Genomic DNA, 19,489 nt, shown 5'->3' on the forward strand with positions numbered 1-19,489 from the left:
CACCCCCACCCCGGCCTGCTTCGGCTCTTGCTTAAGTAAGTGCCATTCGGGTCTCATGGGACTCCCTCTAGTTGTTGACGTGTACCTTAACAAGGTGTCCAGTAAGAGGGGGGAAGTCCAGTCTGACCCCGATTTACCTGCGGTCGTGCTGCTCTACTTCGGCGCTGGCGCGCTCATAACCGGGCGATGATTTATGTTGATGACACGCAGATAGGCAATAACGTCGTGGATCTGCTCGTCCGTCAACTCTTGACCCCAGGGCGGCATGAACGGTGAGCGTTCCACAGCCGCACCACCGTTGCGAATGATTCTCTCTTTATATTCGTCAGAGGCGGCACTGACGGTCAGATTGGCGGGTGGTGGCATGAGATTTTTCGCGGCCCGACCTTCGCCATCTGCATGCGGACCGTGACACAACACACAGTACGTGCGAAATACAATCGAGCCGCGCACGTCGGCCAACTCTTCTTGGCGACTCTCTCCGGCGCCGCTTGCGGCGATCGCGGCAGTAGCGACAAAAACGCCAAGGCATATTCGCGCCAGAATCATTTGTCGACTTGAACCGTCAACTTCATATAAGGATGGATCGCGCATTCGATCTCGACCGTGCCCGGTTGATCGAAAACCACTTTCTTGGATTGCCCTTGTGAGTACGATCCGAGGTCGAAGGTTTTGGTATCGGAGAGCGAATACACGTTATGGAAATAAGGATCGTCGTTTTTAAAACTGACGGTGTCGCCGACCTTGATCTGAAGACGCACCACGCTAAACGTTCGGTCTTTTTGCGTGATCTCGTATTCGGCCGCCAGTGCATTGGTTATCAGCAACGCCCCAAACACTCCGACTAAATAGTTAGCGCGCATTGGCTCTCTCCTATTGCGGCAAGCGCGGAATCGCGACATCGCCGGAGCCGCTGGATAGGCTCTTCATGAATTCGATCAAGTCGGCTTTTTCCGGCGCGGTCAAGTTCAACGGGAATATGGTGGGATCGAGATTGTCCTTCACATCGCCGCCACGATTGTAGTGATCGACGACCTGTTCCAGCGTCCGGTAGATCCCGTTGTGCATGTACGGCGCGGTCCACGCCACCTCGCGGAGCGTTGGTGTCTTGAAGGCGCCTTGCATGCTCTTTACTTTGCGTTGCGCATAGCGGCCCTCGTCCGGTGACATGCCGGAGGGTGTCTGCAGGCCGATGTTGTGAAATCCGTCGTCGGTGAAGTTGTAACCCTGATGACAAGCGCTGCACTTGCCCTTACCGCGGAACAACTCGAAGCCGCGCTTGGCCGCTTCGCTCACTGCGCGTTTATCGCCACTGCGCCAACGATCAAACGGTGTGTTTGTGGAAACAATCGTGCGCTCGAAGCTGGCGATGGCCTTGGCGATGGTCTTCGGGGTAATGCCCTCGCCGGGATAAGCGCTGTCGAACATTTCGCGATAACCTGGAATCGCCGACACGCGTTGCAGTAATTGTCCCACGTCCATGTTCATCTCATGCTGGTTCGTGATCGGTCCCAGTGCCTGATCTTCTAGCGACACATTACGCCCATCCCACATGAACGTTCTGCTATAGGCGACGTTAAACAGCGTCGGCGTTGCCCGCCGTAGTTTGTTCATGCCCTGACCAAGCCCGGTCTCCAACCCGTCGGACCACCCAAGCGCCGGATTATGACAAGTCGCGCAACTGATCCAGCGCGAGCCCGATAGACGCGGATCGAAAAATAACGCTTTGCCTAGCGCCGTCCTCGCGGTATTTATTCCGTTGTCGGGCGGCAGAACCAGCGTCGGCGGGTCACACGGCGGTGCCATCATGAATGCGCAGTCCGCCAGCGTTTTTGCAGCAGGCATCAATATCGCAAGCGCCAACGCCGCCTTAACGGTAAATGCATGAGACATAGCCATCTCCTAACCCCATACATGGAAACATCTACTGGACTCGTGGACCGGCCTGAGCGGATATACCGGCCAATTTTCGTAGAAGCACACCGTGAAACACCGATAGCGGCAGAAATAGCGGTGCCTAGCAATCAGCTTGGATTTAAGTGTTTTAAGTGTAGACGACGGGGGAAAGCGTCGTATATGAAGAACAGCGAGTTGGCCTTAACTGGGTGTTTGTGGGGCTGGGGCTAGTTCAGCCTGGCGCCGTTAATCGTAGTTATTTCGTTAGCTTCGGACTAGCAAAAAATAAACCTGCTAACCTTTCGCCTTTCTGGGCTTTGCCCATTTTTCGGTCCTTCCAAGAAGAGAAAAGCGATGAAGCAGGGAATTCACTATTCAGTACTAATGTTGTTGGCGGTCGGGTTCATCGTCGGGATTCGTTCCGCTGTTGCATCGAGCTACGACAACGCGGTGCTCGCTAACCATCCGGTTTTGTTTCTGACGATGGCGGCGCCCTGTTCCGGCGGTGAGGGCGACGTCTCGGGACACGGCAGGACCGGCACATATTTTCCCGTCGGGAGTCGTCCGACGGCGACGACTTTACCGAATGGCGATTTTGCCGCCGACTTCGATGGTTCGACCCAATATCTAGAAGTTGCCGATGCGGACGCGTTGTCGGTGCCGACGACGGGTGTCCTGACAATCGAGGCATGGATGCGTGCCGATGCGTTGCCGTTCACGGTGCTAGAGGGGTCGGGCTACGTTCATTGGTTGGGTAAAGGAACCAGTAGCCAGCAGGAATACGCATTGCGTATGTACTCCGACTCGAACGGCGAGCGTGCCAATCGTATTTCCGGTTATGCCTTCAATTTGAACGGCGGCCTCGGTTCAGGTTCGTATTTCGAGGACCCCATCAAAGTTGGCCAATGGATCCATGTGACGATGGTCATCAATATGACGAATACCTCGCCGACTTATCCCACCGGTTACGTAAAGATTTATAAGAATGGCGTGCTGCGGGATACCACCGCGCTTAACCAATACGATGTGGTCCCGGGCAACGGCACCGAACCTCTGCGTATTGGCACGCGCGATAGACATTCGTTTTTTTTGGGCGCCATCGGCAAAGTGGCGATCTACAAAAGCGAGCTTACGCAGCCACAGATCGCGACTCACTATGTCGCCATGTGCGGTGTCGGCTGTTTGTGAATTAAAGATTAAAGGGCCAAGCTCGATCGCCAGGTCTTAAATAAGAAGATGGCGGTAGAGTAAGGAAGTCCTGAATAAGCCATGTAGGATGGGCTACGCCCATCCTAACAATCGCGGCCTCCTTAAGCTAAGCGCCATTCGGGCCGGAGTAATTTAAAAATTGGCAGCGGTATGACTGCTCAAATTTAAATCACTCGGCCCTTTGTTCTACATCCTAACTATGGGCGATATCTTGATAGTGCCCGATTAAGGAGTCGCGCCACCGCCGGCAGAGCGATCGCCATAACGAGGCGCCGAACGTCCGGCGATGATTGCTCCGCGGTCAGGTGCATTGCCGCTGTAACCGTCGGTGATGTTGGCGATCGGCGCACCCGTATTCTTGATGCTGGTCCCAGCTGCCGGTGTCGGTGTATAGGTCGCCGTGATTTCCGTTAGGTAATCCGCGCCGAGCGTAACGGTATCGGTCCACGGGTTGCTCACGGTGATGTTGTCCTGTTCGTGACGCTTCGTGGCGGTGCCGAAAACCGGCGAGGTCGCCGGCAGACCGCTGTAGGTCTGCGCCAGCGTCGCGAAACTTCCGCCGGACGAGGTCCACCAAATCGCCCCATCGGGGAACCATGAGTTGTGCGTGAAATCGATCGGATCGTTGCCGCCCGGTTCGAACCCGAACAGTTTTCCGCTACCGCGATAGACGAAAACGTTATTGCGGAATCCCCAGGACTTCTGGCTGCCGTTGTTGAACTGCACCCAGCCCCATCCAACATGCGCGCCGGAGCCGTTGGTTCTGACGATCGTGTTGTTGTAGAGAAAATGGCCGGAGTCCGTGCTGTTGAATTTACCCGGACTGCGTTGCGTGTTGATTGCGATGTTGCGCGCGGCCAGGAGCGGACCGCCGTACAGCGGATCGAGTGACAGGAACGTCGCCGAATTGTGGCTACGGTTGTCGTATAACGTCAGATTGCGCATCGCGTAGTCGGCCTCGAGTAAATCATCGCCCGAGTTGCGCACTTCATTGCGGTAGAAGTGAACGCCGATCGTCTGCGCGCCGGACACGGTATACGCGAACGTATCGCCGAACCCCTTGAGCGTATTGTTGAACGCGACATTGCCGAAGCCGGGAATGCAGATACCGTCATCGTTCCATGTGGCATTCGTCGTAATGAGCGGCGCCGTCCAGGTGTTGTTTCCGTTGAACGTATTGTCGTAGGCCATGAATTGGCTAAGTGGAGCGTACGACTTGATCGCGATATCGACGCCGTTCATGGTGAGGTTGCGCACGGTCACCTGCGTCTGCGACGGCGCGCCATCCCAGAACTGGATCCCGGTCGAGCTGGCGGCGGTGCCCGAATCGACGCCCGACCCCTGGAACGTCATGTTTTCGATAATGACGTAATTCGCGGCTAACACTTGCAGAACGCGACCGGAATTGGCGGAAAGGATGACACCGTTTCGCGATTCGCCACGAAGGTAGATCGGATTAGTCGCCGTCCCACTGCGGTTGAGCTGTAGACCGCTGACGGTGTAGGTACCGTTCTTGATCTCGAGCACATCGCCGGGATTAAGATTGTTGAAGGCGGTTTGCAGGTTCGCGCTCGACGCCCCAGCGGCGATCGTTTTGTTGGGCGTTCCAGCGGCAGCCGGCAACGTGCGTGTCATGAAGGTGCCAGTGCGCACATCGCTCACACCGTCGCTCGTTACGGTCACTTCGACGTCATAGGACGTGCTTGGCTGAAGATCGATGATCGGCCAGGCGAATGCGTCTGGAACGGTCCCCGACGGTGGCGTTTCCGAAAGATCGGGGCGGATACGGTAGAGCGGATGCCCGCTGATCCACGCCGAAGCGCTGGTCGGTTTGTAGCGAACGTTGGCAACCGCTGTTTTCGGAAGACTCCCGGTGACCGGCAGGAAAAGCGAAACTTGTTCCGGTGTTGCCGGGCCATCGTGGATCAACGTTCCGATCGCGAGCGATCCCGCCGCCGACGTCGTCGCCGACGCCACTGCTGAATATTCCGACAGATTCCCCGCCGCATCTGCCGCGCGCAGGCGATAGCGATACATCGTCGATGCCGACAGCCCGGTGTCGCTGTGATTCGCTCCAGAAGGAGTAGCGACTTGCGTAAAGTTCGTGCAGCTAGCTCCTTGGCAGCGCTCCAGCCGATAGCCGCTGACACCGATGTCATCGGTCGATCCGGTCCAGGAGAGATTGATTTGGTTCGCCGAGCCGGCGCTCGCCGCGAGATTGCTCGGTGTCGACGGCGACGCGGTGTCGGCGATTGGCGGCGTGTTCGGATCTGGCGACGACTCGTTGCTGTCTCCACCGCCACCGCCGCAACCGACGACCATCAGCGTGACCGCCGCCACCGCAAGCAATGACCTAAAGCTACCATAACGCAACGCGCGGTAGTCTCCGCTCGTGTTGCGCAACCCAATGTTGGGGCAAGTCATGGTTATTCTCCCGTTGAATGTTTTCTTGGTATCGAAGCGCATTCGCTTGGCGCTTCTTGGATATTTTTAGAAGTAGTCACCGTAACTTACCTCCACAGCAAACGATGCCCGACGCCCGATGAGCGATAGATAGAGTCTGATGGAAGGGTATTTAGCGGACAGCGAGCTTTACCGCCTGAACGCGAATTTCTGGTGCGGCGGTTGGTTTCCACTGCTGCAGTCACAACTGTTGGCTACGTAACGGTTGTAGAGGAGAGAGACACGATCTAACAAGATTCGTGCGCTAAGTGGGCCAATGGAAAATATATCTGTCACCGAGGTTTCTAATGCCGAGGGGTTGTCTGCTTGGCGACGACTGACTAAATCAATTTCTATGAACATTGCGATGACCGCAATCGGCAAGAAGCGGATGTCCGCACATTGTTCCAAAATAATGCATGCCCATCACTATTGCGTGATATTTGTTCTTATGTTTTCTAAGGCACCGTCAATCGAGCGCAGTCTTCTATCGAAATCCTCTAAGTACTGCGTATAGCCAGCATCCGCGACGTAAACTTGCCTTGCGTTTTGTACAGCTACACGCGCATTCTCCAGCGCACCACGGTTTGCAGTGCGAACTCCAAGCGCATATAGCGCATTTCCCAAATTGTTTTGGGTCCTTGCCCACTCAAGTGGGGCCTGCTCGCGGGTAAGTTCCTCCAATGCCTGTTGACAGGCCGTCACTGCTGCATGGAGGTTGGTAGTGCCGCGTTCGTGTTGACCGAGCACCAAAAGAGCGTTGCCTAGGTTGCTCTGGGTCGTTGCCCACCGGCGCGGCACCCGCTCACGGGTACACACCTCCAATGCCAATCGATAGGCCGATACTGCTGCTTCGGGGTTGGCAATGTCATTTTCGCGTTCGCCGAGGGCGCAAAGAACATTCCCCAGATTGTTCTGTGTCTCCGCCCATTGGAGCGGTACCATCTCCCGAGTGTATTCCTGCAGTGCCAGTTGATAGGCAGCCATTGCTGCTCTGAGGTTGGCAGTGCCGCGTTCGCGTTGACCGAGTGCCATAAGAGCGTTGCCTAGGTTGTTCTGGGTCATCGCCCAAGCGAGCGGCACGCGCTCACGAGTACGCTCCTCCAATGCCAATCGATAGGCCGCCACTGCTGCTTCGAGGTTAGCAGTGTCACGTTCACGTTGACCGAGTGTTTTAAGAGCGTTGCCTAAATTGTTCTGGGTCATCGCCCAATCAAGCGGGACGTGCTCGCGGGTATACACTTGCAATGCCAATCGATAGACCGTCACTGCTGCTTCGAGGTTAGCAGTGTCACGTTCGCGTTCACCGAGAGTACAAAGAACGTTTCCTAAGTCGTTCTGTATCATCGCCCACTGAACCGGTACTCGCTCACGGCTGAGGAGTTCAAGTGCTTGCTGAAACACGCTGATTGCTTGTGTCAGTGCATCGTTGCCAACTTGCCGGTCACCATAAAGCACTAAAGAGTAGGCCTGCTGCAGCAGGTACTCGCCCAATCTGTCCGGAAATCCGTCAGGTACCAATGCGCTAGCGCTCCTGAAGTGGTCGACGGCATCCCGATAATGTAATTGCGTCAAGCTCGCAATGCCCCGCAATGCGCGCGCAGCAGCGCGGTTGAGACGGCGCTGTGCGAGGGTTTGCGCTGCGCGTGCTTCAGCCTCGGCCTCAGTCCTGTCATAGTCAGCGAGCATGGTTTCTGCCTGCTCGTAACGTCCTTGATGAATTGTTTCGCGAACTGATTCGAGATGTGCCTGGCTATCTGCATCGTCGCCCTCGAGAGCGGCAACCCGGGAAAGCAGCCCGTTATGCCGCTTAGCGATCTGCGTCAAGGTTTCGGGTAACTTTTCTCGCGAGACATGCTCACGCTGAAGGATAGCGAAGAAAGCTGCCAACGCCTGATCAGTAACGCCCAGTTGCTCGCGAAGTTCTCTTGCTTCGACGCCACCCTGTTGCATCGCCGCCAGAATGGTGTCGGGGTCATTGAAAATGACAATGTTGTCTCGCGCACCATCGCCAAATGCAACACCAGCCTCAGCTCGATTCGTTGTACTGCCTAGCATCTCCAGAGTTTGTTTCAGACGTTCCTCGAGTTGAGACACGTGATAATCGGGGAACTCCTGTGTCAGCTCGGGGTGTCGGAGGAAGAGCACGCTCAAATGTGTGGATTCGATATGATTTGCTTCAATACGCAGCTTTTCTCCGCGAGCTCGAATCGCGGATATCACATCGTTGGATAATTTCCGTGGCGTGACGAACGTCCAGCGCTCTACAGGGAAACGGCCGTTAGTGCGAAGAAGCGCCGCCTTTTTGAGATCAGCATATGCCTTGTTGAGGTAGTCGGTGTCCTTTTTTCGCTCAGGCTTCAGTGGACAAAAAATCGCAAAAATCCTTCGCTCCGAATTCAACCATCCGTCGTTTCCCCCATCTCCTCGTGTACCATCGATCGGTTGGTAGTCATGGCCGTACTCGGCTGCGAATACGGTATTACAGAGTCGGGTAAACAGGGTGGGGACTACAGTTTGAGCGATTTGATCTTCCAATGACATGGTGGTCAGCTCTCTTCCGCCATCAGTAAGTCGCTGCCGATGTGATTGCACGCCGATAGTGGGACATCAGAATATTACCGGACTCGCATAGATTACGCCCACTCTACAATTACCACTACTGCACGGAGTGTCTGAATTGGGTCGAATTCAGACGCTTACAAAGAACGTCGAACCGAGAGTAATGTCTCGAGAGTCGAAAGGCACTGACGTTGCTCATAGACACCGCTGTCGGCGCGTCTGATATTCCGTGCCGCATATGCGTGGTGCGCAAAAAGCGCGCACCGCGCACCACGCACGATGATGTTTATTTATTGCGACGGCGCGTGCGGCATCTAGCGCTTAGCGCTACTAGGGATCGCCGGGAAAGTTACTGCGTATAGTGAGGGGAGCCAGATTATGCGACTACGAATCATGCCGCCGGAATAAATGAAACGGCACTTTCGTTCATAAAAACCGCTACCAAAAAAGGCGCAGAACCAGGCAGAATACCGCGCTACACCATAACGACAAAAAGGGATTTTTGCGATGTCTACCAGTTCGTCGACCGCCGTCAAAGAAGAAAAACCCGAGAAGGTTAGACTTTTCCGCATCACCGATATTCCCGACGTAATGGATAGGCGGCTCGGTTGGACAGTTGCCGCAAGAGTGATGCGGCGATGGTTCGCCCATCCGGCATATACGATGACGGATCGAGTGAAGCTGGGAAGAGAGGATTCGCGCAATCTCTCGTCCTTCCAATTAGACGAGCGCCTTGTCACGATGCGGTGGGCGCTGCGCTTTTCTCGTGTACGCACCGCCTATTAAAATCTTCTGTCCGATTGGCGAACGCCGGCCGGTCTAGGAGAACTGAAAAGCTACCTCATCAACGCCACCCCTCGATTTGACCCCTCAAAGCCGGCGCGACGCTTCGGTGATCTCTCGCAGCCAGGCAAGATTCTCGACAGCGATCTAATGTCACAACCGCTCGGCTTCTGGGGATTCCAAGGCGCCCAGCGTGGCGTGCAATTACGTTGGGACGTCGAGATCGATGAATTGTATGCCGACAAAGACGAGGTCCCAGCGGATCGTGTGTACGCCGTGCAGAATGACGACTTCCGTCGCTATCGAGAGAAGTATGGCCGCGGCGGGGATTTTGTTATTTATTCAGACGTGCTGCGCGAGCGTCTACCGACACCGTTGGTGCTGGAAGTCTAGTTATGGACGATCTACGGACAATGCTTACCATCGTGGCCAAGCATAAGGCCAAGTTGTTGGTCATATGTTTTCTCGCCATCGCTGCACTACTTTTCTATCCGCGAGCGCACATCGACTCGGTCGAGGTTAGCCCCGATTTGACTTATCGTCTGGAGTTCTACCGGCCCAGCTTGCTGCAGTACCTGCGCCATGTCGGTATGCGGTCGCCCGGCTTCGTGCGTCTCTATCGGAACTTCGATAACCACTACGTTGGTGAAAGTGATGTGGTCGACTTCGTGGGGGGTGCTGGAATCCGCTGGAACATGACGACGAGCGGCCAAATCGACGTGGGACGAGATGTTGAGTTCACGAACGTGCCGCCAGTTGGCCCGGGGAGTATTGTGCTGAAAATCCCAAAGCCGAATGAGTAATGCCGGTACATCGTTGATCACATGACGCCGGCAATGAAACCGGCTTTATAGGATTGATGTTGTTGTTTTTGGGTTGATGTTCGTCGGATGCGTTTGCCGAAGCCGCTGGTAGTGGAAGTCTAACGAGGAAACGGCCGACCTGAAGCGGTCGGCCATTAGGGTAAGCACGGCATCATATTAAGTCAGCGCACGGAACCGTACCCCTAATCTTACATTTACCGCCGCCCCGACTTTCGTTGAGCCGGGCGTGTTGCTTCCTGGACGATCCAATCTGTCACCTTGCGCAGCAACTTCTCCGTCGTTCGATCTTCATGCACGCATAAGAAGTAACCGTGTTGTTCCCGGCGCAAGCTCGGCAATAGCTGAACCAGACTGCCGCTTTCCAACATCGGGTCGACTAAGCCGCGCCAACCGAGCGCGATGCCTTCGCCGGCAAGCGCCGATTGCAACAGCAACGGATAACTGGAGTAGAAAACGCGCGGCTTCGGCGGCGGCGTCGTCACCTGATGCGCTTGCAGCCAGCTATGCCAGGTCAACCAGCGATCGCTTACCTCATCAAGATGCAGCAAGTGTTCCGCCAACAAATCGCGCGGACGCAGCTGCGCGCGGCGTAGCGACGGATGTTCCGTCAGATAGCCGTTGCTACATACCGGAAACACTTCCTCGGCGAAGAGTTGTCGGGCATGCAATCCCGGCCAGTGGCCGGTGCCGAAACGAATGACGATATCGCTCTCGGCGATATCGCGATCGTCGTCGCACTCGTTGGTGATCAAGCGAAAAAATAATTTTGGATAGGCGCTGCGCAGCCGACTCAGGCGTGGCATCAACCACTGCTGCGCGAAGCCGGTGCAACTCGAGATGTTGAGCGATTGGTCATTGGCGTGCGCGCGCAGCGCTGCGGTCGCGCGCGCGATGTGATCCAGCCCCAGGCGCACCGCGTCGCGGTAATCGCGCCCGGCCGCCGTCAATGACAGCCCGCGGCTGCTGCGCTCGAACAGCGTTTGGCCGAGATCGGCTTCGAGCTGGCGCAAGTGGCGACTGATCGCCGGCTGACTGATGCCGAGCTCGCGCGCGGCTGCCGACATGCTGCCAAGGCGGGCGGCGACATCGAAGGGCACGAGGCTGCTGACGGGCGGAAGGCGGCGTTTGGTCATAACGAATTGTTATAGGCAATACAACATTTTTGCTGGCTTTTCCAGGTTTAGCAATACGAGTAGCTTGCGCATTAACGAATAGTTGCCCGGTCGGGCATGCGCCGCGTACGACCGGCCGGTGCCCACTCTTAATGAAGAACAACGCGAACGACATCGCCATGACATCGTCCTCGAAAATAGCCAAACCGGCGGCGTTCTCGGCGCCGGCGGCACACCTGCCGTATCCGGCGCTGAGCATGCTCCTCGGCGTGATTATGTGGGGTATCGCTTGGTACCCGATGCGCCTGCTTGAAGCCCGCGGCCTGCATGGACTGTGGTTGGCGATGACGTTGTATCTGAGCGCTCTTATCATCAGCCTGCCGTATACGTTGCCGGCATGGCGCGCGTTTATGCGCCACCCGCTGTTACTGATACTGCTGACGTTGTCGATCGGATGGACCAACGTCGCCTACATCCAGGCGATGCTCGATGGAAATATTCTGCGCGTGTCGCTGCTGGTTTATTTGTCGCCGCTCTGGGCCAGCGTGCTCGCCTGGTTATTGTTGAAGGAACGGCTGGGTCGCGTCGCCATTGCAAGTTTGGGGCTCGCCATGCTGGGTGCGCTGGTGATGCTGTGGAATCCGGCGCTTGGCGCGCCTTGGCCACGATCGCATGCGGAGTGGATGGCGCTCAGCTCGGGGCTGACGTATGCGGTGGCGACGGTAGTGATGCGCAAGGGTCAAGACGTTCCTCAAAGCACCAAGCTGCTGTGCACCTGCATCGGCGTGCCACTGATCGCGTCGGCAATGATTGTTTATTCCGCTCTCCCTTGGTCGACGGTAGCACTGCCGGTGTTGGCCGGTGCCGCCGCACTTGGCATCGGCGGTATCTTGGTGATGACGTTGTTGGTGCAGTACGGCATCACTCACCTGCCGGTGCATCGCTCGCAAGTATTGGCGCTGATGGAGCTAGTCACGGGCGCGATCACACAGCGATTGCTCACCGACGAGGTCATGACGACACAAGATTGGATCGGCGGTACGTTGATCGTGTTCGGCGCGTACGTTGCCAGCCGTAAGGTGGCGACACGATCGACTTAAAAAACAACGGACAATTCGGCAGCCTGGTTCCGAATCTGCCGAATGCTTTCCCCTTGTTCACTAGCAGACTTTCTAAAAATTCTCCCCACACTCGTGTAGATGTCTATCGTCTTGCGCTTACTGGAGACTTTCCAACATTCGCCGATGATCACATAAGTCTGTCACCTTCGTGTGCGCAAAATAGTTGTTGATCCTCTTTTGAGTGAACCATACGTATACGTATGTCGGGAATAATTTGTTAGGCTGGATCGACCGACGAGATTTAACAGCAAACGGCGTCGGCATGATCATCATCCTCGCAGGAAAGTGAGGAAACGATAACAGTTTAGAAATTAGGGGGAAGTATGAAAATGTCCTATGCCACAAGTTCAGGAGAGAATCGCGTCCCGCAGCACCAACCGACACACCACCCTAGCGCGCCACTTTGTGTCGACTTGGATGGCACTCTTGTCCGATCTGACATTTTAGTCGAATCCTTTTTCGGTGCTCTCAAGAAAAACATATGGGTGTTCTGGTTGGTCCCCATTTGGCTGCTGCGAGGTAAGGCCTACTTAAAACATCGGCTGGCGCAGTTGGCGGAGATTGATTGTCGACTCCTTCCTTACAATAAGGTATTCGTCGATTTCTTGCGGGTGGAGCGCACGCGTGGGCGACGTCTGGTTCTGGCAACCGCGACTCACGAACATTATGCCCATCAGATCGCCGAGCACCTTGATCTGTTCGACGAAGTGATTGCCAGTAATTCGCAATGCAATCTATCGGGCAGCGAGAAACGCGATGCCCTAGTAGCGCGTTTTGGTACGGGTGGATTCGATTACGCGGGCAACGGAAAGGCCGATCTGAAAGTCCTGAGCACGGCGCGACGCGGGATATTGGTCGACCCGGAGCGCGGCGTCAAAAAAAGCGCGTGCACGATAATCGATCTGGAAAAAACTTTTATCTCGCGTCGTCGACCTATCCGGACGTGGGCGCGTGCCATGCGGGTTCATCAATGGTTGAAAAACGTATTGATATTCGTGCCGCTGTTGGTGGCGCACAAGTATATGGATCTGCGCATGTTGGCGTTAAGCGTCGGGGCGTTCATCGCCTTTGGACTCTGTGCCTCAGCCACGTACTTGCTCAATGATTTGTTCGATCTATCGTCGGATCGCGTTCATCCGCGCAAGCGTTTGCGGCCCTTGCCTGCCGGAGATATCTCCGTGAAGACTGGGGCGGTGCTGGTCTCGGTATTGTTGGGCGTCGCCTTCGCATTGGCATTTTGGTTGTCGTTTGACTTTGCGTTGATACTGCTCGGGTATGTCGCGATAACTCTCAACTATTCGCTGTGGTTGAAGCGAAAAATTCTCGTGGATGTGCTGGTCCTCGCTGGGCTGTATACCGTGCGAATTTTTGCGGGGTCGGCGGTCACGGGAATTGTTCCATCGGTCTGGTTGTTGGCGTTTTCGATATTTCTTTTTCTCAGCCTGGCATTGGTCAAGCGCTACACGGAGTTGTTGGCGTTGAAGGAAGCCAACCGCATGCAAGTGGCCGGAAGAGGGTATGAAGTCACGGACATTTCAGTGCTTCAGAGTCTCGGTATCGCCAGCGGTTACCTGTCCGTGCTCGTGCTGGCGTTATATATCAACAGTAGCGACGTTCACCTTCTTTATAAAACGCCCGAGGCGATTTGGTTGCTTTGTCCGCTGTTGCTGTACTGGGTAAGCCGTCTGTGGCTGCGGGCCGGCAGGAGCGAAATGCATGACGATCCGTTGGTGTACGCGCTCAAGGACCGTATAAGTCGCTGGATTGTCCTCAGCGGCTGCGTGCTGTTGATGATTGCTTCATTAGATTTATAGCAACCAAATATCGGGCGGAGAAATTTTTAATGAGTGGGCAGTTATTTTTTTTTATAGCAACCGTAGTACTTGGCTTAGCCGCCACTGTGGTGGGTTATACCTGCATGGCGGGCCGAGAACCGGAGCGACGGTTGCTGGCCGCCGTTTCGGTTGTCCCTATCGTCGTCGTGCTGTCGATGCTCGCCCTAGGGGCAACGGGTCACCTTACTGGCGTTTCCGGAATAATTTTCGTCACCGGGTTTTCCATGTTGTTGGCGGCGGTCAGCGGGTTTTTTGGCAACAACAGTTCGCTCGTCAAAAAGCTCGGCGCGGAGGCGGTGTTTCTCGGTGCAAGGGGGACGGGGTGGTACGTAGGAGCAGCGGTGCTGCTCAGCGTATGGGGGCGATTCACGATCGATACGCTCTTTGAAGGAACCCGATTTTCGACAGATGATTTGATTTACCACGCGCCCGCGGTGGCACACTGGCTGCAAGACGGGCGTTTGTCGCTCGCCGCCAAAGGCTTCGCGACGTACTACCCGATGAACGCCGAGCTGTTGTCGTTGTGGTCTGTTTTGCCGTTCCACGGCGATGGCATGGCAAACATGGCGGGTTGGTTCTGGATCACGATGGGCACGGTTTCCGTGGTTGCGCTGTGCCGGATTCTTGGGTGTAGCGGAGCGACAGCGATGCTGGGCGGTGCGTTTTTTGTCGCATCGCCGGTGGTCGCGAGTTTGGGAACAACGTTTTCCGCGGTCGATGCCGCCGGCACGGCAGCGATGATGGCGGCACTGACGTTGTCGATGTCTTCAGCCAGCGGCAATACAGTCAGAACAAGATGGGTCGACGCGTGGTATGCCGGTCTGCTCATGGGCTTGGCCGTCGGCATTAAGGTTTCATTTGCGCCAGCGGTATTGGTGGTGGGGTGGTTGTGCCTATCAGGCTATGAGATCAACGACAGTCGCAAGGTAAAATGGCAGGCGCTACTCATATTTGCCGCGGCCGTCGCCCTTACCGGTTCGTATTGGTACCTGCGCAATCTGATGCTGTCGGGCAATCCCATTTTCCCGGCTGACTTTGGTCCGTTTCCCGGTCCCTTTGGGCGCGACGACCAGTTTCGTACCACGCTGGCCTATTGGATGCGTGCTGCCGGGACGAATGTTGCGCTATGGAAAGAGATTATCCGTACCTACCTGGGATGGGGATTCTGCTTGGGATTGTTGGCGTTCCTGGGCTATTTCGTTTCGGCATATCGCTCGCTGCGCCTGCGCGCCATTTCCTCGGACGAAATGCGCTGGAAAACGTTGGCGGTGTTTATGCTTGGCGTAATCCTGTTGCTGGCGCATCCATTTATGCCGTTCTCCGGCACGATTGATAGCCCAGACGCCGGTTTTGTCCCCATGCAGCGATACATCATCGGACCATTTGCGATTGGCTTGGTGTTGCTCGCGGTCGTAAGCGATACCTGGAAGCTGTCACGTTGGTTGGTGTTGCCAGTGGCGATAGCGGCTATCGTTCAGAGTTGGGTTAACGTAATTCCGCAAAGTCCCGTGGAGTTCGTCGGTGGCGTCGCGTTTGGTGTCGTGTTCGCGGCAGGTTTGTGGCTTGCTGATAAATCGCCCAAACAATTTCGGGGATGGCGAACACCGGCTTGCGGAATGTTCCTCGTTGTCGTTGCCGTCCTGGCCGCGTGGGTGCCGTACAAACAAGCGCTAACCGACAAGCTAATCGAGACGTATGCCGGAGGTAAAGATTCCGCTGCTGGCGATGCATGGGCGCTGATGCGCTTAGTGCCCAACGATGCACGAGTGACGGCGTTTGGCCCTGATATGTGGATGTACTATCCACTCTTCGGGCGTCGGTTGCGTGTTTCGCCGCAACCCGGCGATGAAAACGGCGCCGCCTATGTTCACTATCATCTGCGGCAACCGCGTTCTACCCGGTGGTGGTGGCACGATAGCCCAGCAACATTTAGTGCGGCAGAATTTCTGGAAAATCTGCGGAATCGGAATATCGATTTTGTTCTGACGACGAAGGGAGACTCGCAGGAGTGGCCGCCGCAATACGCCGCCTTGATGCGATCTAATACGGCAGATCTCATTCGTGTAAGTGAACATTCTGCGCTGTGGAAGATTCGCCGAACCTATATAGATAAGACTGAAGCGTCGCTTAAGGGGTCACTGTGAATATCACTCTATTCGTTCTTATCTTGGGCAGCGTGGCGTTATCGGCATTGGCGCAAATTTTACTTAAATTGGGAATGTCGAGCGCGCTCGTGCAGCATTCGCTGTCGTCGGGAAATTGGTACGCCGGGCTCGTTGCTGTTGCCACGAACTTTTACGTAATCGGCGGATTGGCGCTCTACGCGCTCGGAGCGGCCGTGTGGTTGTTAGTGTTGGCCAAAGTGGATGTCAGTTTCGCCTATCCGTTCGTGGGATTAGGTTTTATTTTGACGATGCTCCTGGGATGGTCTTTGTTAGGGGAAGGAGTGGATAGCTCGCGTTTAGTCGGCACGTTGTTGGTTTCTGTTGGCGTCTTTTTTATCGCCAAGTCCTAACTGAATAGCAGAAGAGTTACCTGCTAAAAAGCACGTCGCACACGGCGCGACTCCCGATCCGCCGTTGAAGTTTGTAGTGGCATCCGTCCGAGTAGCGGGCGGATGCCGATCTTCGTAGTCCTCATAAATGTGTTGCCGGCGCCGATCTGCCATCCGATTCGGAACCGATAAAAAATTTCGGGCGCTGAATTTTTTCCGATGCCCGACGGCGACCGGCGATTTGTTGAGGCAACCACAATTGACATGCTATGGTCGCTCGCGCAACGCGATCGGTGCCCGTTCGACCCAAGGCGCCACTCCCTGAAACGGAAATTGAAGGAGAACGCATGCACTCGCGACGTCAGTTCCTTCGTACCTCGGCCGGCGGCCTGCTGATTGCCGGCGCCGCTTGGACGAACACACCGGCCTTTGCCGCTGCCGCTAAACGCGGGCTTAGCACCTTACCCGCCGGCACGCTGGAAACCGCGACGCTCGACGCGCTCACCGGCAAGGTTCCGCTCATTAAACGCAGCTACCGCCCGCCGAACTTCGAAACGCCGCTGCGTTATTTCAACAACGTCATCACGCCGAACAATGCCTTCTTCGTGCGCTATCACCTATCGCAGATTCCCGATGTCGACGCGTCAACGTGGCGTCTCGGTATCGGCGGCGACGCCGTCGATAATCCGTATGAGCTCACGCTCGATCAACTGATGCATGAGTTCGAGCAGGTAGAGCTCGTAGCGGTATGCCAGTGCGCCGGCAACCGCCGCGGATTATCGCAGCCACACGTTGCCGGCGTGCAATGGGGCTACGGCGCCATGGGCAACGCCAAATGGAAGGGCGTGCGCCTGCGCGATATCTTGAACCGCGCCGGTGTAACGAAGACCGCGCTCGAAGTGGTCGCAGACGGTGCCGATACCGGTCCGCTCGAACAAACACCGGATTTCAGTAAGAGCCTGCCGATCTGGAAAGCGCTCGACGAAAACGCGTTGATTGCTTACGCCATGAACGATGCGCCACTACCGCATTGGAACGGCTTCCCCGCGCGGCTGGTGGTGCCCGGCTGGACCGGAACGTATTGGCTAAAACACCTCACCTCGCTCAATGTGGTGACGCAACCGTATAAAAATTTCTGGATGAGCACGGCGTATCGAATTCCCAAAGACAAGTTCGCCCTAGTCGATCGCTTCGTATCGCAAGAAACCGAAACTAATACACCGGTCACTGAGGTTGTCGTCAACTCGCTCATTACGAACGTCCGCGATGGCCAACGTGTACGACTCGGTCAACCGGTCACGTTTAACGGCATCGCTTGGGACGCCGGTTACGGTATTAGTGGTGTCGAGGTATCGGTCGACGACGGCAAAACGTGGCGTACCGCGGAACTCGGCGAATTTCACGGCCGTTTTTCGTTCCGCCCGTTTCGCTACGTCTTCAAGCCGCCGCGCAAAGGCGAGTACACGATCCTGGCCAAGGCAATCAACCGTATCGGTGCCTCGCAGACCTTCGAAGCCATTTTCAATCCCGCCGGTTATCACCACAACGTGGTGCATCGCCTCGGCCTACGCGTGGTATGACGATGGAGGCGAACATGAGAACACTATTGCTCGGTGGTCTGTTGCTAAGCGCGCCCGCACTCGCCGGCGAAAACACCGTCTCACTCAAAGACGCCCCCGGCCGCGATTTGGTCGTGCGTCGTTGCATCGCTTGCCATAGCCTCGACTACATCCCGATGAACTCGGTATTCCTCGATCGCAAAGCTTGGCAAGCGGAGGTCAACAAAATGACTAACGTGATGGGAGCGCCGATTGCTGAAGAGGATGCAGTGAAGATCGTGGATTATTTGGTGAGTGAGTATGGAAAGTAAGCTCGCGATCTCGTCTGCGTTTTGTTGATGGGAGCGTGTGCCGGACTAAAGTCTATTGAGCACCCGCAAAAACTGTTTTAGAGTGCCTCGCGTTTCGTGATAAATGCTTGGCGATCCACTATTTAACGTCAGGGTCGCCCAGCAATAATTTTAAGGAAGGGAGCCTAACAACAATGCACGGGAGCGGGAGCCACCGTTCGGTGGCGTTATTCGTCATCTCGTTTCTGTCGCATCGCCTTCCCGCCTCGAATGGATATCCCCGCCCATTAATTACAAGGAGATTCTTTGTGTCCAACCCGTTTGTGAATCTTTTTGGACTATCGCCCTCTCTCTCCGGTTCGGTCGGCAAAGGCGGCGCCAATAGCGCGCCCGACGTGATCCTCGTCAAAGCGTTGCTCAACGCCTATCAACGCCACAATAGTCTACCGGCCGGTAACGCGTTCCCGCTCGACGCGGCCCTGTTCGGGCAAATCGAGATTTTCCTAAAGCGCGAAGAAAAATTGGAATGCCCAACCGGGCAGATCGAGCGCAACGGCACCATCTTTAAGATGTTGCTTCACCGCTTGTGGAGCTGTTACGGCACCGAGTCGCCTGGTCGGCCTGATAAAGGCTGGCTGACGTGGGAGGCCGAAGGCCATGAAGGCGGGCGCGACTATCTGCACAGCCGGCGGTTGCACGTGCCGAGCGCTTCCTCCGGCCTCACCATCGGCCGCGGCTACGACATTAGCCAGCAAACCCGTTCCGATGCGATGAAAGATCTCGTTTCGTCCGGCGTGCCGGCTGATACCGCATTTACCATCAGCGGTGCCGGTCCACGCACCGGGATCCGGGCGAGCCAGTATGTCGTCGATCACGATCTGCTCGACTTCGAGATATCGACGAGGACGCAGCTTAAATTGTTTGAGAAGACGTATCAGTTCATATGGGTGGACGTTGTGCGGATTTCGGATTTACCAGGAACGATTCATAAATATGGAAAAGTTAACTGGAAAAAGCTCGACCAACGTATCCAGGACGTATTGGTCGATCTCCGATACCGCGGAGATTACACGGACCACTCAAGAACGTTTTTACAAAAGCACATCGTTAACAATGATCTTAAGAAATTCGCAAAAGAAATTGCTAATAAAGGCAATTGGAAATATGTTCCCGAAGATCGATTCTATCGACGAAAAGAATACGCGTTGGCCGGCAGTTGTAGAGAAGTGGCCCCGTTCGTTAAGACACTTTTCCACCAACGATAAAGTGATAGCTCTGTCGACTATGCTGCCTGGGACGACGGCAACCAATTCAAGTACACGGTATCCGGCGTCTGCCCGTCAAGCGACGAGTGCGGCCGGC

The 19,489-nt window shown here is 55.7% G+C and carries 17 protein-coding genes; 11 read left to right on the forward strand and 6 right to left on the reverse strand.

Annotated features, from left to right (window positions below; all coding sequences use genetic code 11):
- Positions 1-153 precede the first annotated feature (153 nt).
- Genes HY308_09060 through HY308_09070 form a run of 3 tightly spaced genes read right to left on the reverse strand, consistent with a single transcriptional unit; the run spans position 154 to position 1,899 of the window.
- Positions 154-549 (reverse strand): cytochrome c, encoded by a 396-nt coding sequence (locus HY308_09060; GenBank protein MBI3898430.1) that lies wholly within the window; start codon positions 547-549, stop codon positions 154-156.
- Complete coding sequence (locus tag HY308_09065) at positions 546-863, reverse strand: methylamine utilization protein (protein ID MBI3898431.1); 318 nt, start codon at positions 861-863, stop codon at positions 546-548. Before HY308_09065 ends, HY308_09060 begins: the two co-directional genes overlap by 4 nt.
- A 10-nt stretch (positions 864-873) precedes the next feature.
- Positions 874-1,899, reverse strand: a complete 1,026-nt coding sequence (locus HY308_09070; protein MBI3898432.1) for a c-type cytochrome — start codon at positions 1,897-1,899, stop codon at positions 874-876.
- Between the two features lie 351 nt (positions 1,900-2,250).
- Between HY308_09070 and HY308_09075 the strand changes: the two genes are divergently transcribed.
- Complete coding sequence (locus tag HY308_09075) at positions 2,251-3,084, forward strand: LamG domain-containing protein (protein ID MBI3898433.1); 834 nt, start codon at positions 2,251-2,253, stop codon at positions 3,082-3,084.
- A 246-nt stretch (positions 3,085-3,330) separates the two neighbouring features.
- On the opposite strand, the gene HY308_09080 is transcribed toward HY308_09075, so the two are convergent.
- Positions 3,331-5,529: a hypothetical protein gene (locus HY308_09080; GenBank protein MBI3898434.1), complete on the reverse strand. Its 2,199-nt coding sequence runs from the start codon at positions 5,527-5,529 to the stop codon at positions 3,331-3,333.
- A 447-nt stretch (positions 5,530-5,976) separates the two neighbouring features.
- The gene (locus tag HY308_09085) at positions 5,977-8,091 is read right to left on the reverse strand and encodes a tetratricopeptide repeat protein (protein ID MBI3898435.1); all 2,115 of its coding nucleotides are present in this window, start codon (positions 8,089-8,091) and stop codon (positions 5,977-5,979) included.
- Between the two features lie 525 nt (positions 8,092-8,616).
- Here HY308_09085 and HY308_09090 point away from each other — a divergent pair.
- The 3 genes from HY308_09090 (at position 8,617) to HY308_09100 (ending at position 9,695) form a co-directional block, all read left to right on the forward strand.
- Complete coding sequence (locus tag HY308_09090; protein MBI3898436.1) at positions 8,617-8,895, forward strand: hypothetical protein; 279 nt, start codon at positions 8,617-8,619, stop codon at positions 8,893-8,895.
- 147 nt (positions 8,896-9,042) lie between these two features.
- The gene (locus HY308_09095) at positions 9,043-9,285 is read left to right on the forward strand and encodes a hypothetical protein (GenBank protein ID MBI3898437.1); all 243 of its coding nucleotides are present in this window, start codon (positions 9,043-9,045) and stop codon (positions 9,283-9,285) included.
- A 2-nt stretch (positions 9,286-9,287) separates the two neighbouring features.
- Positions 9,288-9,695, forward strand: a complete 408-nt coding sequence (locus HY308_09100) for a hypothetical protein (GenBank protein MBI3898438.1) — start codon at positions 9,288-9,290, stop codon at positions 9,693-9,695.
- Between the two features lie 215 nt (positions 9,696-9,910).
- Here the strand turns inward: HY308_09100 and HY308_09105 are convergent, their stop codons facing one another.
- Positions 9,911-10,849, reverse strand: a complete 939-nt coding sequence (locus tag HY308_09105; protein ID MBI3898439.1) for a LysR family transcriptional regulator — start codon at positions 10,847-10,849, stop codon at positions 9,911-9,913.
- Positions 10,850-10,980: 131 nt separating this feature from the next.
- On the opposite strand from HY308_09105, the gene HY308_09110 reads away from it, so the two are divergent.
- The 7 genes from HY308_09110 to HY308_09140 all read left to right on the forward strand — a co-directional run bounded on the left by HY308_09110 (position 10,981) and on the right by HY308_09140 (position 19,392).
- On the forward strand, positions 10,981-11,928 hold the full coding sequence (locus tag HY308_09110) for a DMT family transporter (GenBank protein MBI3898440.1): 948 nt from the start codon (positions 10,981-10,983) through the stop codon (positions 11,926-11,928).
- 350 nt (positions 11,929-12,278) lie between these two features.
- The gene (locus tag HY308_09115) at positions 12,279-13,763 is read left to right on the forward strand and encodes a UbiA family prenyltransferase (protein MBI3898441.1); all 1,485 of its coding nucleotides are present in this window, start codon (positions 12,279-12,281) and stop codon (positions 13,761-13,763) included.
- 29 nt (positions 13,764-13,792) lie between these two features.
- Positions 13,793-15,928: a hypothetical protein gene (locus HY308_09120; protein ID MBI3898442.1), complete on the forward strand. Its 2,136-nt coding sequence runs from the start codon at positions 13,793-13,795 to the stop codon at positions 15,926-15,928.
- Positions 15,925-16,299, forward strand: coding sequence for a hypothetical protein (locus tag HY308_09125; GenBank protein MBI3898443.1), 375 nt, complete (start codon positions 15,925-15,927; stop codon positions 16,297-16,299). The genes HY308_09120 and HY308_09125 overlap by 4 nt, the downstream gene beginning before the upstream one ends.
- A 326-nt stretch (positions 16,300-16,625) precedes the next feature.
- On the forward strand, positions 16,626-17,858 hold the full coding sequence (locus HY308_09130) for a molybdopterin-dependent oxidoreductase (GenBank protein MBI3898444.1): 1,233 nt from the start codon (positions 16,626-16,628) through the stop codon (positions 17,856-17,858).
- Positions 17,859-17,872: 14 nt separating this feature from the next.
- Positions 17,873-18,148 (forward strand): cytochrome c, encoded by a 276-nt coding sequence (locus HY308_09135; protein MBI3898445.1) that lies wholly within the window; start codon positions 17,873-17,875, stop codon positions 18,146-18,148.
- 200 nt (positions 18,149-18,348) lie between these two features.
- Positions 18,349-19,392, forward strand: coding sequence for a hypothetical protein (locus HY308_09140; GenBank protein MBI3898446.1), 1,044 nt, complete (start codon positions 18,349-18,351; stop codon positions 19,390-19,392).
- Positions 19,393-19,489 lie beyond the last annotated feature (97 nt).

Source organism: Gammaproteobacteria bacterium, from assembly GCA_016199745.1.
GTDB lineage: Bacteria > Pseudomonadota > Gammaproteobacteria > Acidiferrobacterales > Sulfurifustaceae > JACQFZ01.